Below are 26,598 nucleotides of genomic sequence, written 5' to 3'. Positions count from 1 at the left end.
AAGTCAATCCTGATAATTAATTGTTACTGAAGCTTTGACTCGCGCCAGACGGTATTTTCAAATCATCACTCAGTCTTGTTGCTGCTGTATCCGATGCATTGAAAACAAGAAAAGAAGCGTGCGGTGTCGGGTATTTGTCGCCGAAAGAGGCAACCGGTCCAACACAAAAGAGGCTGCGTTGAACCTTCCCATTCAGATTTATGGGCTGACCTGCGTCATTTATTTCAATACCACCAAACGGTTTTGGAACCAGCAGGCCTTTGGCTACAGCCCCTTTAAGCAATGGCAAGTCCGTATTGCAATGACGGATGTCATAACTATAGCCTGACGTGTCAATAAGGTATTTCGCCTTTTCTGTCTCACCTGCTGCAAAATAAAGGAGAAACTCCTGACTTTGCTCATCATAGCCAACAGAGGTCAATCCCGATTTTTCCATAACTTGACCGCTATTGTACAATTCCAACAGTAATTGCGTATTGACGGGGGTAATACCTGTTAAATAAGCCATGATTTGCGTGAACATTAATCTGTTAAAAGACTCTTTTCCCTCATAGGTTAACGCTGTCCAAAATGCTTCATAGGTGCCATTAAAATAGAAGGTCTTAACAAATGATCGTAATTCATCGATGTTTCCGCAAGGCGTGAGTTCCGGCAGCACAGCGCGTTTTTCATATTTAGCCAGTTGATAAGATAAAGCCATGGAAGTTGAGGGTTGTGCCAGAGGATCAACAGGATCTTTGGCAGCAGCCTTATATGTTCGCCAAAAGGAATCCCTTGCAGATGAAAAGGGTAAGCTACAGGGCGTCAGACGGAGGAGTGATTGCTTCAATGCTTCCAAAGGTGCCGTGTCACAGGTGTCCGGGTTGCCTTTTGTTGTAATGATGGATGGATTTCTGGTTAAAGAGGTCATCGTTCCCTGATGATTTTTGGTTACCGCCAGCCAGACAGCATAATCAACAAAACTGGCTTGCCCACCCAATATGTGAATCGGCGCATCTGACGGGATATCATCAAAAGCTGCGAGTGGCGTTGTTACTGAAAAATAACCGGGCTTTGATTCCAGATCGGGGTAATGATGTGCAGGTATATGTCCGAAACACAAAAACAAAAAGTCGGATTCCATTTGTAATGTCTGGGTTTTGAGCCCCCATCTATCTGCGTCCAGTGCGTCAAACTCAAGTACTTGCTCAAAATGCTCGATTACCTTTATACCATGAGCTTCCGCTTTGCTTTTGTGACTTGCATAGTGCGCCTTCAGGAAATGCCCGACTACCGCGCGAGGACAAAATTCTTCATTCATATCCGGAAATTGCCTGCGCAACTCTGCGCGATTTTCTGCAATCCAGACGTTTAAGGGATGTATATCTGGAATAAATTTGAAATCCTTTGCTGGATTGTTTAACGTCCAGATAGCTGGCGCGTCGATCCGATAGGCGGCGCCTGTAGCAAAATGATCTTCCCGGGTTTCAAAAAGATGAATCGTTATGTCGGGATCAGGCCGTGGCTCCATGGATAACAAATGGTTTACGACCTGGCAAAAGCTTGCTGTTCCGCTGATTCCCATGCCGATAATAGTAATTGTTTTCATCGTTCAACGTGCCTCATTCAATACAGCATCAAAAAAATCAGGCATATCCTGCAGGGATTTCTGTCTTGCCGTCTCATTAAAACCGATATGATAAAGCTCACCCTGTTCATCAACAATTTCTTTGGACTCAGGGAATTCAAAGTTATCAAATCCATGCAATGCATTTGGATAAATCAAAATGGACACGGAATTCTCTGAGGATTGACTGTCTTTTAATAAACGGATGCAATCGGATGTGGGCGCTCTGTCGTCATCCTCGCCAATAAAAAGTCTGCTGTTTTTTCGTAGTCGTGTACTCTCGGCCATACGATGACATACGGGGTAAAAGGAGGCGGCCGCTTTAAAGGGCAGATTATGCCAGCTTTGCACTGGCTCCGGGTTTGCTTCCATGACCTTCAATACATCAAATCCTCCCATGGAAAAACCAAGGATGCCGATGCGTGACGCGTCAACATAGGGAAGCTGACGAAGATATTCAAAGGCTGGTAATACATCCTCTAGTTGTGCCTGGGTTGCTTTCTCCCAACCAACGGAACGCCTGTCTTCCCAGCCGCGAGGCTTGAAGCTGTCAATAATATAGACAACATAGCCACGATCCTTGAGACGCGTTGCCCAATCGTAATTCACTTTTTCAATACCCGTACTGGCATGCAGCATCAGAATTGCCGGGGCAGGGGTGTTATTCTCAGGAACATAAAGTACATGTCTTTGATCCAGAGGATCAAAGACATAATCGATGGGATCGGCAGAAAAAACAGCGCTCGAAAACAAGATGCTGCCGGACATCAATAACACGCGTATCTGCATGAACATTAATTGGCACTCCCAAAGTATGGGTAAAAGAAATCAAACCGCGATTCATTGAATACTCTGGTTACCGCATCCTTATCAAAGGAGTGGGCTGTCTGGAGCGCATTTTGCAGCAGCAACCCCGTTGTGGTGGCCTGCGCTGACCAGGATGATGGTTTGAAATTGTATTGTGCGATATAACCCTGCTCATAGAGATGCGTTGTTATAAAATAATCGCGCCCTCTGGCCAGATCGTCAGGCTGCCATGGCATGGCCTCCGCGAGTTTTGGCGTAATCAACATATGCGCCGACTCGGCTTGTTTTTGTTCAAGTGCATACGCCGCATCACCGTAAGTGGAGAGCAGGGCCTGCACTTTGTATTGGCTAATCAACTCTTTGGTCAGGGACGTCTGTTTTTCCGGTTGCGATTCCGTATCCAGATAAACGATGCTCACATCATAAGCCTGATCATCAATAACCAGTCCACCTGCTTTCGTCAAGGTGCTGCGCCAGTATTCGTAACCGCGCATCATTTCACGTCCCTTGAGGCCATCCGGGCCGGTGAAGGGGAGTGCCACACCCAATGTCAGGGTTTTATGCGCCTTATTCTCAAATGAGGGAATAAAGGCCAACCCATTTGGCCCTTCATGCGTTCGGAAGGCTGTTACCTCAAACGTATTAAGGTCAATTTTTGAGATATGTTTATCCGTAGCATTGGATATATAGGCAAACTGGCCATCAGGGCTTATAAGGACATTGATAGGATTCAATCCGGTAACCAGTCGTTTAATGACCTTGCCGGCTGCCACATCAATAACAATAACCTGATGATCAAAGGCAGCGGGCGCAATGATATAGCGTTGATCAGGAGTTATATCGGAATAAAGAATGGGACCAACGCCCAGGGCGTCGAACTGCCTTTGAATGGTCATGCTGTCCGGATCGATAAAAACGATTTGATTAACGGCTGAGGCCATCAAATAGCGATTGTCGGGGGTATATTTCAGCCCACGTACAGCACCAGGAAGTGTTACTGAACCGGTAACCTGACCCGAGTCGGCATCAACACGAATGACGCCATCCTTGCCAGCCATCAACCACAGCGTTTTGCCATCCGGAGAAAAAAACAGATTATGCGTGTTGGGGCTTACAGGGATCTGTTTAACCAGCGTTTTCTCATTCACGTCAAAAACCAAAACCTTATTGCCTTTTTCGACGTTCACGAACAACTGGTTTTCATAGGGAGGACGTAATTTGACACCGTGCGGTGCACTGTCAATTTGCCCATAATCCTTATAATCCGCCGGATCGAACGTATACAAACGGTATTTTTCACTCAGGCCTTGTAAATCGATGACGGAAATTGACGCACCAGGCGTACCCGAGCCACTGTCATAATCTCTGATTCCGAAATTGGTGACATAGGCCGTTTTTCCATCGCTGGTTACTGCAATTTCATGCGGTAAAAAGCCAACCTGCAGACTGCCAAGCTTTTTGCCAGAGTCAGGATTGTAGATACTGACATGGTTGGCATTTTCTTCAACGACAGCAAGCAAGGGGGCATGAGTGCCTGAACTGGCGGATCCGGCGAACAGTAGTGAAGCCAGGGAAATAAAACGCAAATTATTAATTAACATCTGATATCCTTTCAAAATGTTGAACAAGGGAGTCTGTTCTCGAAAGGCAGATTAACCGGAGACAATAAGTCTGTCAATATATATAGCCACCTATTTAATTTACCGGATCTACTAGAGCGTGTTGACAATTCAGATCCCTGCGCCCCGCGACTCGTTCGCGGGGTCCAGGTTTGCAATAAGATTCCGGGAATTGCTCAATATTGTCTGGATACCGCGCATAAAGCGCGATGGGCAGGCTGATGGAGAGCAATTATCAACAGCCCCTGAAATGAGGAAGAAATGACATTTAATCTTGATGAACACACAGGCGTATTAATAAAAAAGGCAGCGCGCCTGTTCGAACGCGTGGCCAATATCAATCTGGAAGAACTGGGTGTAACCTATAGCCAGACTATTTTTCTGGTCAGGCTATGGGAGAAAGACGGCCAGAATCAAAAAGAGCTTACCAAAAGCGCCGGATTGAAGCAGCCAACCGTTGTCGGTATTTTGGAACGAATGGAGCGTGATGGATTAATCCTGCGAAGGCAAAATACCAAAGACAAGCGCTGTTACCACTTTTTTCTGACGGAAAAAGCTAAAAAGGCCTGCATGGAGCTGGAAAAGCAGGGATATATGATGCAATCAATCGCAACCAGAGATTTTAAGGCTGACGAAACCAGCCAGTTAAATCAATCTCTTCTGGCTGTCATTCGCAATTTAGAACAGTTTATTGAAAAGTTATAATGAACCCACGTTGAGCATTATGGTTCTTTTCCCTGCGAGCTGATATTGCTTGTTCACGAAGAAGATGGAGTTTAAGTGACCAATAAAAATAAAGATAATGTTTATCAGGTTTATGATGAAATTATTGACTGGTTTGATAATGCCCGCAATAAAGATCTCAAAATGGAGCGGTATTATTTAAATTTCATTCAAAAACATCTTCCACCTGACTGTAAAATCCTGGATGTGGGGTGTGGGACGGGAGAGCCTATAGCAGAGTTTTTAATTAATTCCGGTTATACAGTGACTGGAATAGATGCCAGTAAAAAAATGATTGATCGGTGTAAGCAAAGATTTCCGCAGGAAAGATGGTTGCAGGCTGATATGCGCACGCTGGATTTAAATGAAAAATTTCATGCCGTAATCGCCTGGCATAGTTTTTTTCACTTACCTCATGAAGATCAGCGCAGCACCTTAAAATTACTGGCATCTTATGTGTATCAAAATGGTTTGTTAATTTTTACATCGGGACCAGAATATGGAGAGGTCTGGAGTGACAATGGAGGCCATGATCTATATCACGCATCGCTTTCTACGGAAGAATATGAACAAATCCTTAACGATAATAATTTTAAAGTATTAGCACATAAGATTAGAGATCCAGAATGTGGAGAAGCAACCGTCTGGGTTGCGCAAAAAACGGGAATTTGAATCCGTCCTGATGCTGGATTTCGTTACTATAAAAGGCCAGGACTGCTCGAGCATGATGGTGTTGGTTCGGCTGGCGCATCAGCTGTATCTCCGTCATGAGCAAATAAGTGGTTGCGGTTAAGCCTTGCTGAATATGATTTGCCTGATGAGCCTGGTCGCTGTGCATATAGATCAAGCATTACCTCGCTCCCGGCATAGCGATGAGTACAGCGTTCTGCTATTTCTTCACGAGTTATGTATGGAGAACATAGCTCTGGAAAGCTCCTTAGAAAATAGCGATATGCGGTAGAATCCCTCAATAAATACGGCCAAAAATTATCAATTATATATTTTGCAGGGAGATCAAATGGCGAATCAATGGACTTATCCTGCGCATCTGTATCTTTGTCATTAATCACTACTCTAACGGAATATTTGTCCAGAGGGCTGTCAGGATGTTCAATCAAAGCCTGTTCTTTGCCAGATTGAAATACTCTGAACTTAAACTCGCCAGTAACGAATACATGTTTTATTGGTTTTGATTTTGTAATAGCTTCAAATTCCGCAAGATCTTTTGCAGTTGGCATTATGCTGCCTCAATAGTTAATTTCAAGTTAATCATAATGTACTTTTATTTTAATTCTGGAGCAATAAACCTTCGACTTTATGTGTATCGCTAGATCAATCTGCACCCCAAAAGCTCTGGACACATGGCGTTTGCAGGGGGTAAAACCCGAGACGGGGATGCTTCGGCAACAGGACTGACAAAAAATAACACAGGGTTCTCCCTGCGGGATACAGTTAACTAACAGTTAAATTAATTTTTTTGTAACTCCCCATGTCATCCCGAACCCGAGCGCAGCGAGGGTGGGGGATGACTTGAGCAATTACTTTTTTTATTTAAATCACGTGAGTTAAAGTCGCTTGATTTAAATGAACTACATCAAAAAATTTCGCAATACCGGATGAATGCTGTCAATAGTAGCAACTGTTTCACCAGGCTCAAGAATGGTAAAAAAACGTGGAAACCGCTTTTGCAGCCGAGGTAAACACTGTGCCGCACCTTCAGGAACTACTATATTGGACAATTTCAGTGGAAAGCCAACTTCCGACACTAAAGCGCCAGATAACAGCTCATCAACTTGAGTGGTTGTAAGTTCTAAAGTTTTACTCTCTTCCAGGGTTTGCCATACCAAAGTTAGATTATTCGGCTCCGTGCTCTTACGCAAAAACCATTGCGTAGGAGCGATCACTGGTCTTGCAGCGTATTCAAATAAAAGAAAGTTGAGATACTGCGAATCAATAATTTTTGATAACTCTTCGGGTGTAAGCGTGTAAGTTTTATCACGAGGATGCGTGGCTGCGACAGATTTTAGCTCATCACTCGAGCAAATCAACTGTTGCGCTCTTTCAGGAAGTACAAGATGTGATAGCTTTAGCGTTCCACCATCAACCCCCAACCACGAGGAGTTACCGCCCAAAACCTCATACAACTCATCAAGAGTTATTCTTATCCAGCGACGCTCTCCATTGATTAGTACTCCTAAAGTAACTTGATTAGGCTCACTGCTTTTTCTTATAAACCAATAATCACCACCAATAGAAAAATCTGCGGTTGATTCAAAAATAAAACAATTTATATGACCTAAACCAATGAGTTCAAAAATTCGCTTTGCCGTATAAGGGGTGTTGTTCTCGGAATGAGAGGCACTTGTTACAGAAGACTTAGAGCGAAGAAACTCTTGCGCTTTTTCAGGAAGAACAAGTTGTGATAACTCGGGTTTTAAATTAAATTCCTCTAAACACTTGAAATTGCCATTTAAAATTTCATCCAGCTGACTATCAGTTCTTCTAATCCAGCTCGCCTTCCCATCAACGTGTACTCCTAAAGTAACGTAGCCAGACATACTGCTTTTTCGTATAAACCATTGTTCAATATGGACTGGGGGATTTGCGGTTGATTCAAAAATTAAATCATCTCTACGGCCTGATTTGATTAAATCCGAAATCTGATCTTCTATAAGTTTTTCTTTAATCTCGGAATGGAAAGCGCTCATTATGAAACACCTGGTGATAAAAAGAAAATAATTGTATCAATAGAAATCACAATGATCAATATTGGACAAACCGAAATCAGCGGGGAACAACCTGTAATTTTCGTAATACTCCGGATAGAACAGCCTGAATGCTTCTTTATATGCATCTAATTCACAAGGTTATCCCCAAAAAATGTGAATAACCTGGTAATGAATCAATGCAGAGTATTTATCCTTATTTTTTGTCCCGCAGATCGGCTTTGCGTGCATTGCTAGATCAATCTGCACCCCAAAAGATCTGGGCACATAGCGTTTGCAGGGTGTAAAACCCGAGACGGGGATGCTTCGGCAACAGGACTGACAAAAAATAACGCCGGATTCTCCCTGATAACAGGCAAAGAGCATGTAGACAATGAGGCGTCATGTAACCTGGGCTGCATATCACGATAACGTATCTTTTTTATCTTGTTGCAACCACGTATCTCCAGAGGAAAATCCCTGGATAAATTTGACATGTATTTCTTCAGACATTCAACCGGTGTATCCCGTCCATTGATGATTGCCAGGATATCCGCCTTCATATCGGCGGATGTGGCCAAAGATAACAACCTGCTGGCGAACGATTTTTCTTGTAACATTGCGGGATATAACAAAACGGCAGCCAAAGCAAAGTCAATATCGTACAGACCAAGTGCTGACAAAGCGTCTGGATCGTGTAATAAAGCGTCCAGCATCTTTTCGTAATACGGAGAATAAGGCTCAGCGGGTTTGAATTTGGTATCAATATTTATTAAGTCATGAAACAAAAGCTCATCTCCCACCAGATATTCAAGACTCAATAAAATCGCCAGCGTCTTTTTATCGAGTATTCGTTGACAAATAACGCTCTCCAGTAATTGACTGGCGCTTGCCTTGAGCGGGCTGTCGACGGCAAATGATATTGTCTGACCGAGTTGTCTTAAGTCTTCTATGGAAATAATTCTCGCTACACCTAAATCGTTTTGTGGGTAAGGATAGAGCGCATTCATCCACGAGCCAGCGTTCACGTGAATAAAGCCAATTTCTCTTGATTCGTAAGATGCTGGCGAATAGGCATCCATTGGTAAGGTGGCCAAAACATCAGCTCTTACCGCACCAGTTTGAATCAAAGCGTTCAAATCAAGACAGGTTGTTTGGGTCAATATTCTCAAGCCCGCGTCTATCATTGATTCGTTTGGCAGCACCGGGCCTTCGGGAAATTGAAATGTGCGGCAAAAATGTGGCTTCCCCAGCAAAACAGCTGGTTTTCCATTGGCAAGCTGACCGGTTACGATAACTGCAACAGAACGTGATGTTCCCTGATGCGCTGTAAAATATTGCCCCAGGGCTTCCGGTGAGAACAAGGGCTCATATTGAACATCGATAATATATTCGGCAAGAATGCCTCGCATGACGGCAGAAAAGTCTATTCGGACACATGTCGAGCGGGTTTGCAGATACCCATGATAATCAATACAGAAGGGGCCGCGATTAAAATAACCCGACCAATGTGTGAAACCAACATCGGCTCCCTGGGCAATCAGCGAAGACACGGCGACAACGTTATCGCTGCCAATAGCCAGATCCAGAGGCGTTATTCCCAACTCCTTCCAGGCATCGGGTCTTTGGTAACCTCCCATAGAGCGAATATTGACCGGGCATTTCTTATCCAGCAAGAGTTCCAGAAGATCATTTCGATCATTAGATTGGCGGGCATACGATTCGTCATGCTTATCGAGACCTGACCAATGGAATAACAGACACCACAAGGGATTCTTTTCAGAAGATACGTGCTCAAATGAATCAACGTAATGCGTAAGGCACATGGCAATCGCGTAATTATTATTCATAATGGCCTTGTTGATATAAACACAGGGCTCCGGGTAAAGTTTGACCTCATATTCCATCAGCAATATCAGGGCGCCAGGGTCGTCCTTGTCTGAACAAACAGCTGCTTTTAGCAGGCTGTAAACGCCATGCTTGTTTTGATGGCAGGTATTGAGCAAATGCTTTATGCGATCATCGACAGGATTGATCATGGCGGTATCAGGCATCATCATCGCGTTTAACTGGTTCAATTCGCCGTTACGGATATAGGAATGGGCAAGTTCATTAAGTTGGTCAGCAAGGGCAATACCCGGTTGACAAAGACGGACATAAGGTTTGTTCCGGTTGAATTTTACGGGGATTTTGGCCTCAATTGTCATCCATCCAGGCATCAGGGCAGTCATAGCCTGAGAGAGTATTTGTTGTTTTTCGTTGAGGGGAACATCGCTTTCAATCACTTCAGTAAGATGTTGCGGATAAGATCCACCAACCATGCGCAATAACAGGATAAGATGATAAGCAAGCCCCGGAATAACATGTTTGCCTGCGAAAACCAGTTGGTTCGTGCTGATTGCCCATGAAAAAGCGCTCCCATCCGGGCGAGCTATATGGTAGGTAATGCTTTTGTCTCTGTCATGACATTGCAGATGAAAACGAGTGCCATCCAGGAGGACGGGATCGCTCATGGAGGCGTGTTGTGTATCGGAATAAGAGGGGGACACCCACAGGGAATCCAGAATATGAGGATCCTGCGTTTTGAGAGCTTGTAAACTCACAGACCAGGTTTTTGTATCGGAATGTCGAAATGCAGGAGGGGCAGGGTGGGTTGCAATCCCGACGGTCCAATAGGTATCACCATCACTCGCCTGCGAAAATGAAGCATTAGGATGGCGGGGAGCATATTTAACTTGTCTGACACCTTCTGCCAAAGAGTTTAAATCATCGCCAGGATGATAGCTTTCGTGACAATATTCTTCTTTTATCGTGTTTTGTATGCTGAGATTATCCGTGACAAACAAGAAAATTTTCTTTTCCCACTCAGTCATAAAGAAAGCCGCTTTGCTTTCAATTGTACAGCCAGCCAGTTGGCATTGGCTAACGAACATAGGGCCGGCACTTAAATGAGCTTCGTGTGTTCGGAGATTTTCCAGGGATAGGGTACTTAAATCGAGGTTATTAATCTGTTTCTGAATTTTTTCATGACGTCTTTTTCGCCATCGTCTCTGCACAGTCCTGGCTGCCAGTTCAAGGGCGGAGGTGGAACTATTGGAAACATAATCCGGACCTGGCATTTTTACATCCTTTTATTTTTTACATCGAGCAACAAAGTCAGAAGGGGATATTACTCATTTTTTTTCTTTGGTAAAAGGTTATGCCACACTTAAACTGGGTATCCGGGCATTTATGCTACAAGAATATTGGTCGCGATAATTTTGATAATCATTTAAGAAAATTACTTTTTACAACAAATTAATATGTGGTATATTTCTATACATTAAGTGAGAACCGAATCACTTTTATTTACGTGAGATTTTATCATCGCTTTAATCGGGGCTACAATCGTAAAAAGTTTATCTTTCTGGCATCTGTCTGATAAATAATTATTTTTATAAATTTAAGCGTAGGAAACCTCTAAATGATAACCAAAGATTTTTTAAATCAAGCCATGCGAACCTATGAAGAAAATCGTTCTTTATCCAGAATCGGTTTTTTTTCATATACCCTTGACTACCTTTCATCAACGACGCGCTTATATTATCGGTTGAGAACATTCATCCGGACCGATTTGGCAGCATTACAGCCACACGAGCAATTAACTCACCCTCAGATCGAACGCCTAAGGTCGATTCTTGCTCAAAATTACATTGGAATGAATTCATTGAATAATGAAATATGCCATTTGCATGACACTATTTCCAGGCAGTTGCTTGATGATGAATCTGATGATGAATATCTGCAATATACGGACATGACAAACATATTGATGCAGGCGATTCTGCTTCGAGAGCCACAAATGATGTTTTTTTTGACAAACAACTCCCAGCTTATAAATAGTCATGCTGAGCCTGAGAGCGATTCCAGTCATGCGTCAGCCCCGGCTGCTTGATAACCTCATGGCAGGCCTCCACTGGCTGGGGCAAACTGCTATTGAGACTTAGTCTTCGTTGTTCAAACTATAACCGATTGACGTCCCAGGTATAACGGTAATTTCCGTCTCATCAGATGGAGTTGGGCATATAAACATTGAATTAAGTTGCAAAGCACTTTTTGTGGGTCGAGATATTAATGGCTCCTCATATGTTGGCAACTTAATTTTCTCTTTTATCATGTCGTCTAATTTTTGTCTTGCCTTATCCATCATGCCATCCATTTTTGAAATGAGTTCAGGATCAGATATAGTAAAGCCAAATAAATTTTTATTCCCATTATAAATATCAAGGGTATTAGCAATTCCATTTTTTAATACATCGACATGATTAGCAAACGCATCAAATACATTAGGCTCTATCAATGTGACGGGAGGAAATCCCTCTTTGATAAGTAAATAATTAAGCAGTAAATTAACAAATACTCTCCCATTTGTATCCACAAATGGATGTGTTCGCTCTAGAGCCTCAACTGTTTGGCCAATTATTTTTAATTTATCGTCATCAGCTATGGCGAGTGTTATATTTTTATTGTAATTACTAAGAATTTTTTGCACTTGATCTTCAAAGAAAGCACGTAATAGACTTGATGATGATGAAGATCTTTCAACAGGTTTTGAGTGTGGCCTGGGGGGATGATACTTAATTATGCGTATAGTCCCCTCTGGAAGTTGAGTTAAACCACGTATATCAACCTTGGGAAATTGCGCGTTAGGTAGTACATTTTCATGTATCGCATTGACTAAATCATCGAGCCCTTCCTGAGTATATCGGTGATTACATGTGCTAAGGATATTAAAGCAAAAATTCTCATCGTCGACTGTCCTGAATTCTCCAGGCAGATTGTCTTGATATGTTAGGTCTTCATTTTGCACGTCAACATTAATTAATCGATGAAGATTTTTAATAAAACCAACAGTAATTTCAGTGTATTCTGGATGCGTCTCAATTTCTTGCATGCAGTAATACCACGCCAAGAAAAAACCAGTAATACAACCAGGTTCTCTTGACTCATAATTAACCCAAGCATGAGATTTTGATTTTATAGTATCATCTATTAACCAATCTGTATTAACCAGGTTTGCGTACTGTATACCATCAACGAGTAATCGCCATTGTTCTTGCGCTGGATAATGTAATTTGAAATCAGCAAGAGCTTCTTGTGACGATTTACGTGGCGGAATAGAAATTTTCCCTGCAATATATGTAAATATTTTATTGTAGTCGATTTGTTCCAATTTGCTTTTTATGTATTTCCCAGAATTAAGGGTCTCTACTAATGCCTGTGATGATGCTGACACGATGCGTACCTTAACAAAAAGCCGAATTATATTTCAGAACAGCAAATGATATTACCTGACCTGGTTAGGCAGTGCTGTTTGGCAATGACGATCTTAGATCACACCCATTTCCAATGTCCAGCGTTCCGTTCAGGTTAATACCTTCTAAATTAACTAAGGCTCGCTTTCAGTAACATAGGCCATAAATATAACGTTGTGAACGTTCTGGACGCAAAGTAATTAAGTCTGATTATCAAAATAATCAGACTTAAGGGGGTTGTCCAGAGCAGCAGCTCATGTGTAGCCGCCTGCTGGCTCCCTTTGTCGTTATGCTGGGCTTTTTTTAAAACTTCAAAAAGCCTGGTTCAAAACCACAGAAATCATCCTGATTCGTTTCATCATTATTGGCAGATCGCGTTACAACCGCCTCATCAACCTGACTGGATGATGCTGAGCCTGACGTTGATTCCCTAAAAAAAGAACAAAAACGCCCAGTCAAAACTGGGTCAGCAGGCGATCGGAATTTATTGAACTCTCTGTCAATCGAGTCAGCCAAAGCCAGCGTTTTCCCGCTCAGGCACTCCAGATCGGAATCGTGTTTATCAAAAAAATCCCTATACTCAGGGGAACAGGCTTTTCCGGTTTTCCTGTATAACTCCCTGCGTTGAAAAAATTCATAAATTTTGCTGAATGTGTGCAAGAACTCAGTCAGCTCTTTGAATGATGATTTATCAATCCCTTCATAAACAGCTTCCGAGAATTGTACCATTTGTTTTATTGCATCTATATTCATATTTTTACAACCAGGGTTAATTTTCGTCAATTGTAACTCAATATTGTCTTTTTGAAAATAATTACGACATAAATTGTGATGATACTGTTAAATCTGGAGCTGCCATTTTGTAGTTTTGGATCCCGATGGATACATGCTTCGATTTGCTCAAGATCTTGGCGCTTGAATCAATATTCATTGCAATTATCCTGATATACAGTAGGTTGGGCCAAGGCCCAACCTACTGCTTTATCCTTTCGGCGCTCTAGTTGCGGGCATAAAGCACGATGGAAAACACGACCATTCCCATGCCAATAAACTGCCAGACCGTGAGCTGCTCGCCAAGGATTAGCCAGGCAAGAATCACCGTCGCAACGGGCATTACGGCGGTCGATAAAGACGCCATAATACCATCGACCTTGCTGGCGCCAATAAACCAGAATACGTAAAACAATCCAGAACCGAGACCAACCAGCAGTAAAATCAGCCAGCCTGTAAGAGGAATGTCGAACACAGAGTGGTTAATAAAAAACAAAACCGGCAGAAGCAAAATGGCATTAATTCCATTGAGCAGGGACGACGTTAAAAACAGCGGAAGCCTGTTCGTATAGAGTTTGCATAATATGTAGTATGTTGCTTCCGGAAAGAGCGACAGTAACACAAGAAAATCACCTAAAAATGAATGAGCGTAGGTGCTTCCCTTGAGTTTGTCGCCGGCAATAATCATCAGCCCGAGACAGGCAAAGGCAACACACAGCCCCTTCTGAGCTGATATTTTTTCACCCAGAACCAGCCAGGACATGAGTGCTATGATGGCTGGCAAGGCACTGGTAATAATACCTGCCAGATTGGCATCTGTGTAATTCAGGCCAGTGAGCATCAGGGTATTAAACAACAGGCCTGCACAAAGCGATTGGGCGATAATAAAGCCCCAGTCTCGGCGGCCCAGGCGTGAAAAGTGCGTTTTAATTGACTCGTTTTTAGCGGGACTCAGCCAATGCAAAGGAAGCAAGACGAGGCTTGCCAGGGCAAAGCGGATCAGCAGCATCAACAGAACAGGAATGGTACCGACAATGATTTTAGACGTGACGATATTAATGCTGACCATTGTCTGGGCAAATATAAGGCATAGTGCCCCTTTTACAAATCCGCTGTTTTTCATATACCACCCTGCCCGAAACCTGTGATAATTTTAACGGCAATATTTAAATTGAGCAATGATGTTAATCGATCCCGCTCTTTCGATGAGCGCTATTGACAAGAGCAAAAGGACACGATATTAAACGTATCTCTTTAGAATAAGTTACTCGTTTGAAGCGAAGCATAACTAATGTCCATTTTATCCGCTTTACGTTTTTTTTCCACGCAGTCGCGCCCACTCCAGCCATTATTGGGGCCAATCGAAGAATGGTGTAATCCCGGCCTGTTCCCCGAGGTATTTACCGTGAACAAGCGCATACGTTCGCAGTATTATCAAAATATGGCCGAATACTATCCCTTTCTCAATTTCACGGGTATCCCACTCAACGATCGTTTTTCCCTGCCTGCGAATCCGACTCTGCAGAAAATCCTCCTGTCAGCCACGGGGCTGACCCGGCTGGATGAGTTTGATGTACTTAAGACCTGCTGCAATCTGAATCATCTCGATTTAAGCTTTAATGCCATAGGGCATACAGACGCGATGCGGCAACTGGCCGCCATTTGCCGGGCACGAAAGGAAACACTGCTGGAGCTGGATCTGGAAGGTGTCGATCTGTCTCTCTCCAGTCCATCGACATTAAAACGCCTGATTCCTCAAAAATCAGTGCTGCAGCGTTTGTTTTTGATTTCATCGCGCCTTACAGATGAACATGCCCGTTATCTTGCCAGTGGCATTCAAAGGAAAATACGGCCCCTTGCCACGCTCTCACTTTCAGATAATCCAGACATATCCCCTGCCCGCCTGCTTGATATTCTACAGGCTCTGGCAGCGAGGCCCGGTGTTTCAAATATTAATTTTGATCATTGCGCCAGATTTGAGACAGCCCAGGAAGATGACGTATTAGAAGCTGTGTTCCGGATGAACAGCCTGCAGTTTTTTACCTTGCCAGCAGGCACTCCGCCCATGATAGCTCTCGGTGTTGCGGATGCTTTATCAAAAAACCAGGCCAATGAGCGGGTTCGCCTCATAAGCCGGACGTTCTTCGACCATAAAAACCGAGCGTCTGTCCTCGATGAAAATAATCAAATATCTCCAGAATCCAGCAGACTGATTTAATTAACATAGATGATTAGCTATTGTAGCCCGGATTAGCGCCAGCGTAATCCGGGACGCCATGGTCATCGCGGTACGGTTACTCGTTTCTGGCCTGTTCCCGGATTACGCTGGCGCTAATCCGGGCTACGTGTCCGTTGCCATGGTGGCAGCGGGGTGCAGATTGACCCAGAATCTAAAGCTTATCCTGGCGTAAATCGTGAACGTTCTGTAACAGGCGTTACATCATAACGTGAAGCTACACCGCCACCGCAGGCCCAATCGCCGTTATTCATCACCGCCATGGCACATCTTTCTGCATCATCTGTGATGAATTCATCGAATGTTTTGAGCATTGACGCTATTTCATTACAAAATGGACCTGGTTGCTCCTGGCAGTGAGCTTCATGTATTTCAGCTAATTTCCTGGCGATTGTCGTGTCATATCGAACTTCGCTGTCTGCTTCAATTGATGCAATGTCTCCACGGGCCATATCAACCCTTGCCTTGTAACTACTGCCACGTGTCCATCCATCACCGCGGTAAGTAAAATATCCATTTACTAAATCCCGATATTCCCTGGAACTTACGAGGGCCTGATATGCCCTTGCATCAGGATTAATAACCTCGGAAAAAAATGAAAACCTGTTATTACGTTTGAAGCGCTCAACCATCGCTATAATGTCTTCCGGAAGGATTTTACTAAACACATCGTCTCCTTTAAATTCCAATTGGATAAATTTTCGTCGTGGCTATTTTATAGACAAGACAGGGTTTGTCAATGATTACCATAGGTGATGTTTTAAAATACAGCGCTCACTAAAGGGGTTTGCCCGTCTACCTGCTCAAGGAGCGCTGCGGCAGGTTTGAAGAACAAGGTTCGATGAAGGTCTGGCAATACGGGCGCGGCTTTGCTGAAAAAACCACGTGAAGGAAGGTAATCTATTGACGGGATTAATTCATACTGACCCAGTCGTGCACAGACGGATGGAAATTCGGTAGTGGTTTTTATTTCCCATAAAATAAAATCGACCACGGGTTTCAGTTTTTTGTCCGCTGCGGCCGCCGCATACATACTGATGGCATCGTGAACACGCTTTTCCCAATACGCCTCAGGCGAGTCCTTCTCCTCAATAACACTGGGAATACGGTCCTCAATCAGAAGTCCAGCGAGAAAATGGTCAATTGGCCTTCCCCTGGCAGCCAAAATAAAATGTTTGCAATACATGCTGCGCTCCGGCGATAAGGGGATAACACGTCTTGATAATCCATTTTTGCAGGACATACTGCAAAGTGTGGATGAGGAGGACCTTATATCGATTGTCTGCGATAAACATTATGGTGTGAATGTGATAATGCACCTTGCAGAGCGGTTCGACAGTCTTGGAGCGTCATCTATAGTTGATAGTTTATGCGCTATATTGCATAAAATATTGGATAGGCAACCCTATCCACCCTGCATAACCCGGTATCATCTGTTATTGGCAAAACGTCTGGGAACTCCTGAGGAGGTAGCAGGCAATCCCGAATTGCAAGCCAGATTTTACACTCATTGTCTGAATGCCAGCCTGACAAGTGACAATCTGCATGCCAATGAAATACTAATCGAACAAATGGAGAAGGACCTTACCGCACAACCCCTTACCCAGTTTTTAACTCGTGTTTTGATGTTATCAAAGGAAAGTACAGCCATCTTATATCATGCCGGTATGGCTTTGCTTAAAAAGGATCGCCCTCTTCTTGCAGCCTGTTTATTTCGGGATGTAGTACAAACTGACAGTAGATCCATATATACCCTGGCTACCAATGAGAATATTGCATTATTAAGCACCGTCCTTGAAAACAAATCAGATATAGATCGCATTAGTTATTGCATTGATATGTGTGTCTCGGCAGGTAAACAGGAACTCCCTGAAGTCGTAGTAAAAGCAGCCGCTAACTTTGAGGAAAAAATAAGCTTATCCAATACAGGCTCATCCAGTCCGGATTCATCTTATGAAAGCAGAATTCAAGCCCTGGAAAAACAGATACAGACATTGCAATCAAAAGTTGAAAGTCTGGAATTACAGTTGACAATGAAGCCTGAAATTCATCATTCCCCTAAGGCATCCTCATCCGTTACACATTCCATATTTTCTGAAACATCACGCCGATCTGAAAGCAATCAGCATACAAAGGATGTCCTTCAAACGGCACCCAGAAGAGCCCCGGGTGCGACCTGAAAGGGGAACAGGATGCCGGTTATGCGCGCCTAAAATGGAAATTTTCCTCCCGAACCCCTACGTTGCTCCTTTCGGTCTCTCAAAGCCAACTCCCATTCCAAAGGTCTCCTGATGGTTGGACTCGGTGCCGCCTCCATAGATTTCAGTAATACGGCTGGTTTGACAGCCACTTGGATAAAATCCAGGAACTCATGGCATAACTCGACATTATCTGTAGTCATGCGAAAACGGTAGTCACCATTTCCAAGCAGTTGAGCATGCTCTCCATTTTTTAGAAATGAAGGGAAATCATTAACAAGTTTTCCATCAACAATAAACTCAATAACACCTGTCCTTTCATTAAAGCGTCTACTATAGGAAATCCCTGCTTGTTTTATCGCTTTATTCAATTTATGAACTATAGAAAACGTCCTGTTCGAACCTGGGTTAGAGGAAAATAAACCATATCGTTGAAAGTCCTTTTGTGATCGCTGCGCCTGAATTGCCCTGCTTCGAATGAGTCCTGCGATTTCCATATGTCCTGCTCTATCCGCTATCAGAAGTTCACCTGAATACATCGAAAACGATGCTCCGGCATTCAATAAAGCCTGGACGACAGTAACATTTCCATGACCGCAAGCCACACCCAGTGGCGTTACTCCAGACCTCACTTGGTCGATATTTGCGCCTTTTTCAAGCAAAATAATAACGTCATCAAGCTTTCCTGTACGAGCAGCCATGTGCAACAGCGAAGCTCCTTTTATATCTGTCAATCCGGCTTTAGCTGACACATTGTTGATTTCCTGCATCGATGGACTACTTGTCCACTCGGCGATACATCGCGCCCACTTCTCTGATTTTTTCCTGTCATTGTTTTTCACATAAATATCGGTTGAAAACATAGTTGGCTTGGTGTCTTCATCGTTAAAAAAACTTGACCTAACCTCCGAGGCAATCAATTCATCCGATTTTGTTACTACGTTGTAGCCATTTATATCACATAGCGTCCAGTCTCCTTTATCAGGATTATACCCAACACTGATAAGGTGAGTTATATTACCCAAAAACAATACAATCGGTTGGTCAAGAGGAGGACTCATATTGTCCAGTTTTGTACGCAGCATATTAAAATAACTAAGTAACTCTGTTTTAGTATATATGCCATAAAAACTTGATATGCTTTCAATGCCTCCCTCTCTTTCAAGCGATGTCGACATCATTAACGGTATGGTTTTTTCTATATCTTGTCTAAATATTTCCGGAAATATTTTAGGAAATTTTTCCGGTTTATGATGCATGATTATTCCCTCAAAAAAAGGCAGTATATCTAAAACCAAACGATCTTCTTCCGTTAATTCCTGCGATACTTTTTCGTCAATTACGCATTGTTGTTTAATATGAAAAAACCGCTCTTCCAATTTTGCAAGCAACCCCCTTTCTGCAATTTCATTTTCCATATCTTCTTCAGAAAGCCCATCTATCCAGCTATCCCTGGACGCAACGATGACTGGGTTGAGTAAAGCCGATTCCAACACTTCCCGGGTTAAAAATTGTTTCTTAAATTTCTTCAATTCTCCATTAATTTTTTCCTGCAATCCCATTGCCTTGATTTCTTCATCAATGGAAAGGGCCTGGAGCTCTGTTTTTACATCAGCAACAATGGTTGCAACTATTTTTTTAGATCGCTCAACGCGTTCTGCTATTTCATCTGCAGGAATAGCGATAATTAATCGCAACCTCTGGTTAAACTCGGAAAACGCAGCCTCGCCTTGAATAAAAGCCGACATCCACATACTGCTAAATCCAAAACAAATGCCTCTCCCGATGCCTGATTTGCTGGCTGTAGCGAAATATAACTTATGCATGCGTTTTATCAACCAATCCTGGCCGCGCGGAAAATATGATAACACGGATTGAGAGGAGGAAGACGCTGGAGTTGAGGATGAGGATGAGGATGAGGATGAGTAGCTTGAATGCGTTGACGTTGGACTGGGCGATTGCAAGATGGAAGGCACGGGCATTGTGGTTTCACATGAAGGAAATAACAGCTCAGCCTGATTTAAAAAACTGTCAAGCTTATCCAATGATAACGATGTTTTAATCTTTGGCTTTGTTAAAAAAGGGTCATTCTTAAACACTAAGGCAATAGGGTGATAAGAATCAAATATACGCGATACCACTTCCTGGTTACCTAAGGCGCATTCTGTACTGAAAAATGCTATTTCGATAAATTTATTTAAGCCAATATCAAGTCTTACCTCAAAAGGCTCTTTTACTCCCCGCGATACCAAAAATAACTTTAGCCTATCTAATGCCTGTCTTGATGCACTCATAGCAATCTACCTTATTTATATTACCTTTCATGAATGACGTGGTCTAATGTCTGGACACTCCAGTTTAAGAGATAATTACTTAACTGGGGTGTCCAGACACTAGACTACGTCAATTACCATAGGTGATGTTTTAAAATACAGCGCTCACCAATGGGGTTTGCCCGTCTACCTGCTCAAGGAGCGCTGCGGCAGGTTTGAAGAACAAGGTTCGATGAAGGTCTGGCAATACGGGCGCGGCTTTGCTGAAAAAACCACGTGAAGGAAGGTAATCTATTGACGGGATTAATTCATACTGACCCAGTCGTGCAGAGACGGATGGAAATTCGGTGGTGGTTTTTATTTCCCATAAAATGAAATCGACCACGGGTTTCAGTTTTTTGTCCGCTGCGGCCGCCGCATACATACTGATGGCATCGTGAACACGCTTTTCCCAATACGCCTCAGGCGAGTCCTTCTCCTCAATAACACCGGGAATACGATCCTCAATCAGAAGTCCAGCGAGAAAATGGTCAATTGGCCTTCCCCTGGCATTCAAAAAATCAACTAAATACTGCAGCCGTTGCTCATCAATAGATTTTCCCAGACTGACATTTTCAAAACATAGCCCGGAAACCCCTTTATTCGATATGATGTTTGAAACGTATTCATGTAGTTGGCTTGCATCGCGTGGGATGAGCCTTTCAATGAAACAACTGGCTTTTTCACAGGGGTAGAAATAGTCTCTGTATTCGCAACGAAATCTGTCTGCTGACTTAAATGCATTGTAATTCAGAGAAAACTCTGCCGGGTAGTCAATAAAATAGCAAAGCGCCGTTATTGCCACTGTACTGGTATCAGCGTCCCGTGGATTATAGCAATTGATCCTCAGCATTCTGGATAATTCGCTGGAAAAGGCCGAAACATGTCGGTGTTGATTATTGTGATCGAGGCACAGAAAACAGGCGCCAATCAGTGCATATTTACAGTAAGTATCAATTATACCTTCAGCACCCTGCTGCCACTTCTTCTGATCTGCAATGTGTGGAAGTATACGCTGCTCTATGAAAGAACTGATCAGTTCTGTTGTTTTTAATGTTTTAAGACAATTCAGCAGTTCGAGATAATCCAGGGTTTCCTGCTCGTTATACTGAGTTGCCGCATGAGAGGCCATTTCTTTTATGACACAGGTTGTCTCAACTTCAAGCCGAACCAGGTTCTGACAAACCGACTGGATAAAGGCTATATAATCATTCGGTTCACCTGCACGCTCCTTTGTTGCCGAGAGAATCATCCTGCGAGTGTATTCAATGGCAGCAATTATATCCTGACGGGTTGATTTATCTTCTGTTTGTATCAATAACTCCTCGAGATAATTTTGATATTCGCCACAACAGGTAATGATAAGATCCGCGCCTGGTTTCTTTGATTCTGTAGTATCAAGAAATTCACTAATAATGCTGAAGGAGCTGCGCGGGGCAGGCATATAATAATTACTTCGCAAGCGTCGAGACGTGAGTAATTTTTCAGCGTACTGTCGCTCCGCTTCCCATTTATCATGTTTATACAATAGCGCCCCAAGTAAGACTCTGAAATTGGTTGGCGTGGCGGATAAGTTCCACGGAGGTAAAACGCTCACGCGTCTGTCCGATAAGGTACGGACAGTTTCCTGTAGCTTTGCATATTGAAAATTCATAACATATTCGCGATGTAAGCGATGCAATTCCTGTGCGTGTTGCTTAAGCTCTTGGTAGGACGGTCTTACATATGGCATAAAAACTCCAGGATTAATTAACATAGATCTTGGGCTGTTGACAATTCAATGTCCCCTTCCTGCTTACCGTGTATAAAACGTGGTAAGCAGGTGTGAAGGGTTACTTTACCTACCCTGCCGGCTGCTCAAAATAGCGCGCCCAAGTCTGATTCGTTCGTTGCCCACATCTTTGTTTAAAAGGATGACTACCCCAGCTTTTTCAGCCGGAATGTAAGCCATATAACCCGACATACCATAACCTGAACCGGTTTTATCAATAAACTGCCTGTTTTTGTCGAAGTCTTTGTTTTCTACGATTTTCTTTTTATCAAAACGCGGGAATCCCTGCGCATCGTAGTCAATAAAATACGTATCTCCAATCGAGTTGCTCAACTGTGAAATCACATGCGCCTGCCAGGCGAGTTGTTCACAGGCGAGCTTATCAGCAAAGCAATATTTATTCTGGTGCACGATAGGTATGGCTCGAGCAAGTGTTTTATCCTGCAGGGTTTCATGGTTAATATGAGCATTCATATACTTTGCCATATCTGAAATGGTTGATTTCAATGAGGCCGCGGCAAACCAGGCCCCTGTATTTTTACTGTTATACGGCACGGGATTGTTGCTGCTGTCATGACCCAGGGCGATGAGTTTTTCTTTTTCTGCCGGTACGTTCAGGTAGGTTGAATTCATATTTAATGGACGCAAAATCCTGTCTCTCAAAATATCCTGGTAGTTTTTAGAGTAAACGTTTTGTAAAACATAACCTACGGTACCTATGCCGGCATTTGAATAGGCATACTCGCTGCCAGGCTCTATTTTGCGGTCGTACTGATTCAGGCTGGCGACCAGCTCGGTATAATTCTGTGGTCTTGGTTCAAAATCAAAAGGAAATGAAGATACGTGCCCCAATAACTGACTGATTGTGATGCTGCCCAGATTTCTGTCATTGTTGAGATCCGGAAAATGCCTGATAAAGGGCTCATCGAGATTCAGTTTATTTTCAACCGAAGCAACGGCAGCCAGCGTAGCGGTATAGGTTTTTGTAAAAGATGCGATCGTATAGATGGTGTCGTTGGTGACAGGTGTTTTTCCGGGTGCGTCCGCAAATCCATAATTAAAGATGCGTGTCCTGCCTTTGTCTATAACGGCAATCGACATCCCTTCTACCTGATTTTCCTGCATGAACTCATGGGCCAGAATATCGACTGTTTTATTTGAAACGGTCCAGGCAATATTTGATATCAAACACGCAAAGAGAAAAATAAGTGTTGCAGATTTTTTCATGAATCCGGCCCCTCAATTATGGATGGCGGATATTAACACAACTGTTATGGGCATTCATCCATCAGAATCGCAGATTCAGCCGCTCTGAAATGATAACGTTTTTCACCCACAAATCCCGAGCGAACAAACTCAACCACCTCGCGGTTAGCGATGCATTGCCAGTTTTGCAGATTACTGACGTATTGGTTTTCTTTCATACAAAATACAGCGGGTGTAAACGCAGCAATATTGAGGGCAGGTTCCTCACTTCGTGCAGAATAAAACAGAAACGCATCAATGCCTGCTTCTCTCATCTGTGTGCCGATAGCCTGACTGTAACGCCAGGTTTCTTTTGCTGAGAGTCTGTCCGTATAGTCTGCAAAAGGTTCACGGCTGAGATCAATCCCCTGCTTCGTTTGAACAAAGGTACGAAAAGCCGTGATTACCAGCTCGATATACCCCAGGTCGGCTGAGCTGTCGTTAAGAAACAGGCGTCGATAATGCGCGGTTTCGGCAAAGGCGGTTTCCAGTTCCAGCGAACCGTACCAAAGCGAGGGTTCTGTTACGGAGCCAAAACGTGAGCCGTATTTCAAGGGTGGGTATCGAAACGGTGTGAAAATTAAATAGCCTTTTTCTTTTTCAATCTGAGGCTTAGTTTCTTCGAGCATGGACTCGAGTAAATCATGTTCTTCGTTGCTGTCGACCAAATCACGTGAGCTCAATATGTGCTGAGCTTCAACAACCCGCCAGGGAGACAGATTCAGCGCACGAACATGCCGTTCACCCTTGCATTCATTCCATATACTCATATTTTCCCACGCATCGCATCCAGGTAATTAACGGTTTCAACCAGTCCTGTAACCGTTTTGATTGCTTCAAAGGGTGGCTTGCCGAAATAGCGGTTAGGGCTTTGCAGCCATTGACGGGCCTTGGTATGATTGTTGCCAACCATTGCGTTAAGGCTACGGTAAAGCCTCAGCAGCAAAAGGCAGAGTTCGCCTTCTTTGGTATCAGGGGAAATGGATTTCTTGCCTTGATACAGACGTGTCACACTGGCCTCGCTGATGCCAATAATTTCAGCCAGATCCTTGCCAGATAAATGGTAAAAATCAACCAGAGACAGCAAGGCCTTGGTAAGAACAGCACTTCGTTCCGATTGCGTGGCATTAATTAATGAGTTCATTGCGTCCCCCTTTCAAATTAAATTATAGTTACAATAAATTTAATCTGCAACAGGATTTTGCAAACTATTCTAAAAAATAGATAATAATTTAAGCATTTGTGTTAAAATACAGTTCAGTAGTCTTCATAACGAGCTCATTATGCCGTTTCATACTGATAATAAACTGAAAATCAGCAGTTCTGAACTGCACCGCCTCAATTGCTATCGCTACCTGATGAGCCTAAAGACCAGCATACCGGCTTTTATTTTTTCACGACTGCCAGACAGCATTGCGGACCGATTGCGCGCTCTGTATGAAGACAGCACCAACCATGCTGACGTTCCCTATGCCATCCTTTACCGGGATTTAATGGGTTTTTTGGAAAACAATCTCCGGGATATTATCGAAGAGTGGATTCGTCTCGAGGGGGATGATGTCAAGGCGGAAATTGATTATTTTATCCTGTCGCTGTACGACAACGATAACAATAATCTTCATCTCACTTTTGATGAAATCAAACACATACCCATGACCAAACGGCCGGTCAGTAGAAAAACCGAGTCGGCCATCTCTTCCTGGCTGGCAGATTCGGAATCAGCCAGAGAGCGGGGCTATAAATCTCCTGCCGACAACGATAGTAATATTGGGCGTTTTACTACCATGGTTGCCGATGACTTTAAGCCTCAGCTTGAAACGAACCTGCCTACAAGGCGAAGTTACGAATACCGGCATGACACAAATTCGATTGAGCTGCGCATAGCGACACAGGGCGAGCGCCATCACGGCGAAGAGCGGGTCAACCCTCTGTTCGAACTGTTTTTAACAGCCCAACACAATATTTCCCAAAGAAATGCGCAGTGCCAACACAAGTCACATACGCATGTTTATTTCAATAATCTCGGACTGCACCGATCCGCTGCGGATTATGAGGGCAATAAGGAGAGCCGTTTATCAAAATCACTGCATGATCTGGAAATGCGGCATCCCAACATTGCGGTTATTACCTTGCCCGCTGATAAAGGGCTGATGAACAGAAACCATTACAGCCAGACAAGACCGATGCTGAGTGCCGAAGGGGTGTATAAACAATTTCTGCGCATTACCCGTCAGGATAATCGTGAGCATGATTTTCGTATCAGCAAGGCTGTCAGGCAGGCTGCAGGGTTAAACCGCGGGGTATTCGAGCACTTACTATCAAACAGTTTCCGAACCATGGGGGTACGAGATTTGAGCCAGCCTCTCAGCTTTGCATTAAAGCAGGCTATCTGGGTGGATTTCATCAAATACGAGCTTCCCAATCATATCATCAACACCCTTTCCCCGCATTATTACAACTTCTCCTGCAAGGACGCTATCGACCGTGGCGGGATCTCGTCTGCGTATTTCAATCTGATGAATTCAATAAGACATGACGCACCGTTGAGCCGCGAAGAGTTTGAATGCGCCTTGCATGCGGCACCGGCCATGGTTAAGGGCCGCGGGATTAACAGCCACTTAAATATCATATGGAATGCCATCGATGCTTACATCGAACCAAGGTACAACAGGTTAACCCAGAACCCTGACATCTTATGGCTGATTCGATGGCGTGATGCTAACTGCCCTCATGCACGGACTGAAGAGCTATTGACGCGCCGCATCCAGCAAACCCGTTTCCGGCTGCAGACTATGCAGGGGCCGGCGATCAGAAAGGCATTAAATATACTGGCACAAATAGATATTCAGCTTGCTCAGGGGGTCAGCGGTAAAAGATTATTACTCGAAACAGTGAGCGTACTGGACGATTTGATCTGTAATCCGGGCAGTGACAGTCATCTTGAACTGGAAAACCTGGCCAATGAAATGGAGATAAAATATCCGGCATTACAACTGGTCGCAGGATTACTGAAGACATTTATTGCCGTGCTGGCTTATGCGCCAACACTTGGTTACAGCCGTGGATGGATGACATCTGGATGGGCAACTGCAAAAGCCGCCTTTCACGCCGATACGCGACGAGCCCTGCTGGAACAAATGCGAACACCGGATCACTACACTCGTTATGATGAAGATGATGGTGAGCTTGTGCTGGTGGACGGTTCCAGTCTGCCTTCGGCTTCTGGCAGCCTGTAAGGATGCATAAAAGGATGATAAATGTATCGAACGCCAGTAGAAAACCTGGATGCCTGAGATGGGGATGATTTATCT

22 protein-coding genes are annotated in these 26,598 nt (G+C 43.7%); 6 read left to right on the top strand and 16 right to left on the bottom strand.

The genetic code is table 11. The annotated features are described in order from the left end of the window. Nucleotides 1-16 precede the first annotated feature (16 nt). Genes ACQUTA_RS04265 through ACQUTA_RS04255 form a run of 3 tightly spaced genes read right to left on the bottom strand, consistent with a single transcriptional unit; the run spans nt 17 to nt 4,014 of the window. Entirely contained in the window at nt 17-1,564 is a 1,548-nt protein-coding gene (locus ACQUTA_RS04265) for an FAD/NAD(P)-binding protein (protein WP_444987005.1), read from the bottom strand. A gap of 27 nt (nt 1,565-1,591) precedes the next feature. After that, a complete protein-coding gene (locus tag ACQUTA_RS04260; protein ID WP_444986962.1) occupies nt 1,592-2,401 on the bottom strand; it encodes a dienelactone hydrolase family protein in 810 nt (269 codons plus the stop codon). Continuing rightward, nucleotides 2,401-4,014, bottom strand: coding sequence for a YncE family protein (locus ACQUTA_RS04255; RefSeq protein WP_444986961.1), 1,614 nt, complete (start codon nt 4,012-4,014; stop codon nt 2,401-2,403). Before ACQUTA_RS04255 ends, ACQUTA_RS04260 begins: the two co-directional genes overlap by 1 nt. Nucleotides 4,015-4,293: 279 nt before the next feature. Here ACQUTA_RS04255 and ACQUTA_RS04250 point away from each other — a divergent pair, with 279 nt between their 5' ends. Further along, the gene (locus ACQUTA_RS04250; RefSeq protein WP_444986960.1) at nt 4,294-4,737 is read left to right on the top strand and encodes a MarR family winged helix-turn-helix transcriptional regulator; all 444 of its coding nucleotides are present in this window, start codon (nt 4,294-4,296) and stop codon (nt 4,735-4,737) included. A gap of 75 nt (nt 4,738-4,812) precedes the next feature. After that, nucleotides 4,813-5,427: a class I SAM-dependent DNA methyltransferase gene (locus tag ACQUTA_RS04245; protein WP_444986959.1), complete on the top strand. Its 615-nt coding sequence runs from the start codon at nt 4,813-4,815 to the stop codon at nt 5,425-5,427. 26 nt (nt 5,428-5,453) lie between these two features. On the opposite strand, the gene ACQUTA_RS04240 is transcribed toward ACQUTA_RS04245, so the two are convergent. The 3 genes from ACQUTA_RS04240 to ACQUTA_RS04230 form a co-directional block, all read right to left on the bottom strand. Next, a complete protein-coding gene (locus tag ACQUTA_RS04240) occupies nt 5,454-5,993 on the bottom strand; it encodes a hypothetical protein (RefSeq protein ID WP_444986958.1) in 540 nt (179 codons plus the stop codon). Nucleotides 5,994-6,344: 351 nt separating this feature from the next. Then, nucleotides 6,345-7,463: a hypothetical protein gene (locus ACQUTA_RS04235; protein ID WP_444986957.1), complete on the bottom strand. Its 1,119-nt coding sequence runs from the start codon at nt 7,461-7,463 to the stop codon at nt 6,345-6,347. Nucleotides 7,464-7,714: 251 nt separating this feature from the next. Next, nucleotides 7,715-10,579: a hypothetical protein gene (locus tag ACQUTA_RS04230; RefSeq protein WP_444986956.1), complete on the bottom strand. Its 2,865-nt coding sequence runs from the start codon at nt 10,577-10,579 to the stop codon at nt 7,715-7,717. Between the two features lie 344 nt (nt 10,580-10,923). On the opposite strand from ACQUTA_RS04230, the gene ACQUTA_RS04225 reads away from it, so the two are divergent. After that, entirely contained in the window at nt 10,924-11,394 is a 471-nt protein-coding gene (locus tag ACQUTA_RS04225) for a hypothetical protein (protein ID WP_444986955.1), read from the top strand. A gap of 48 nt (nt 11,395-11,442) precedes the next feature. Here ACQUTA_RS04225 and ACQUTA_RS04220 read toward each other — a convergent pair whose 3' ends face one another. The 3 genes from ACQUTA_RS04220 to ACQUTA_RS04210 form a co-directional block, all read right to left on the bottom strand. Beyond that, the gene (locus ACQUTA_RS04220; protein ID WP_444986954.1) at nt 11,443-12,735 is read right to left on the bottom strand and encodes a hypothetical protein; all 1,293 of its coding nucleotides are present in this window, start codon (nt 12,733-12,735) and stop codon (nt 11,443-11,445) included. Nucleotides 12,736-13,057: 322 nt separating this feature from the next. Continuing rightward, nucleotides 13,058-13,507: a hypothetical protein gene (locus ACQUTA_RS04215; RefSeq protein ID WP_444986953.1), complete on the bottom strand. Its 450-nt coding sequence runs from the start codon at nt 13,505-13,507 to the stop codon at nt 13,058-13,060. Between the two features lie 244 nt (nt 13,508-13,751). Beyond that, on the bottom strand, nt 13,752-14,648 hold the full coding sequence (locus ACQUTA_RS04210) for a DMT family transporter (RefSeq protein WP_444986952.1): 897 nt from the start codon (nt 14,646-14,648) through the stop codon (nt 13,752-13,754). A 168-nt stretch (nt 14,649-14,816) separates the two neighbouring features. On the opposite strand from ACQUTA_RS04210, the gene ACQUTA_RS04205 reads away from it, so the two are divergent. Further along, nucleotides 14,817-15,743, top strand: coding sequence for a leucine-rich repeat domain-containing protein (locus ACQUTA_RS04205; protein WP_444986951.1), 927 nt, complete (start codon nt 14,817-14,819; stop codon nt 15,741-15,743). Nucleotides 15,744-15,922: 179 nt separating this feature from the next. Here the strand turns inward: ACQUTA_RS04205 and ACQUTA_RS04200 are convergent, their stop codons facing one another. Continuing rightward, entirely contained in the window at nt 15,923-16,429 is a 507-nt protein-coding gene (locus tag ACQUTA_RS04200) for a hypothetical protein (protein ID WP_444986950.1), read from the bottom strand. 92 nt (nt 16,430-16,521) lie between these two features. After that, a complete protein-coding gene (locus tag ACQUTA_RS04195; RefSeq protein ID WP_444986949.1) occupies nt 16,522-16,947 on the bottom strand; it encodes a hypothetical protein in 426 nt (141 codons plus the stop codon). On the opposite strand from ACQUTA_RS04195, the gene ACQUTA_RS04190 reads away from it, so the two are divergent. Continuing rightward, on the top strand, nt 16,946-17,941 hold the full coding sequence (locus ACQUTA_RS04190; RefSeq protein ID WP_444986948.1) for a hypothetical protein: 996 nt from the start codon (nt 16,946-16,948) through the stop codon (nt 17,939-17,941). The two genes, ACQUTA_RS04195 and ACQUTA_RS04190, sit on opposite strands and share 2 nt — an antisense overlap. 29 nt (nt 17,942-17,970) lie before the next feature. Here ACQUTA_RS04190 and ACQUTA_RS04185 read toward each other — a convergent pair whose 3' ends face one another. From ACQUTA_RS04185 to ACQUTA_RS04165, 5 genes are all read right to left on the bottom strand, one after another. After that, the gene (locus ACQUTA_RS04185; RefSeq protein WP_444986947.1) at nt 17,971-20,253 is read right to left on the bottom strand and encodes an ankyrin repeat domain-containing protein; all 2,283 of its coding nucleotides are present in this window, start codon (nt 20,251-20,253) and stop codon (nt 17,971-17,973) included. A gap of 130 nt (nt 20,254-20,383) precedes the next feature. Next, complete coding sequence (locus ACQUTA_RS04180; protein ID WP_444986946.1) at nt 20,384-22,003, bottom strand: hypothetical protein; 1,620 nt, start codon at nt 22,001-22,003, stop codon at nt 20,384-20,386. Nucleotides 22,004-22,108: 105 nt separating this feature from the next. Further along, entirely contained in the window at nt 22,109-23,269 is a 1,161-nt protein-coding gene (locus tag ACQUTA_RS04175) for a serine hydrolase (RefSeq protein WP_444986945.1), read from the bottom strand. 44 nt (nt 23,270-23,313) lie between these two features. Further along, nucleotides 23,314-24,057: an RES family NAD+ phosphorylase gene (locus tag ACQUTA_RS04170; protein WP_444986944.1), complete on the bottom strand. Its 744-nt coding sequence runs from the start codon at nt 24,055-24,057 to the stop codon at nt 23,314-23,316. Then, complete coding sequence (locus tag ACQUTA_RS04165) at nt 24,054-24,431, bottom strand: antitoxin Xre/MbcA/ParS toxin-binding domain-containing protein (protein WP_444986943.1); 378 nt, start codon at nt 24,429-24,431, stop codon at nt 24,054-24,056. The genes ACQUTA_RS04170 and ACQUTA_RS04165 overlap by 4 nt, the downstream gene beginning before the upstream one ends. A gap of 139 nt (nt 24,432-24,570) precedes the next feature. On the opposite strand from ACQUTA_RS04165, the gene ACQUTA_RS04160 reads away from it, so the two are divergent. Next, nucleotides 24,571-26,523, top strand: a complete 1,953-nt coding sequence (locus tag ACQUTA_RS04160) for a hypothetical protein (protein ID WP_444986942.1) — start codon at nt 24,571-24,573, stop codon at nt 26,521-26,523. Nucleotides 26,524-26,598 lie beyond the last annotated feature (75 nt).

This window comes from Legionella navarrensis (assembly GCF_052527415.1).
This window is presented reverse-complemented; position numbering and strand designations above follow the sequence as displayed.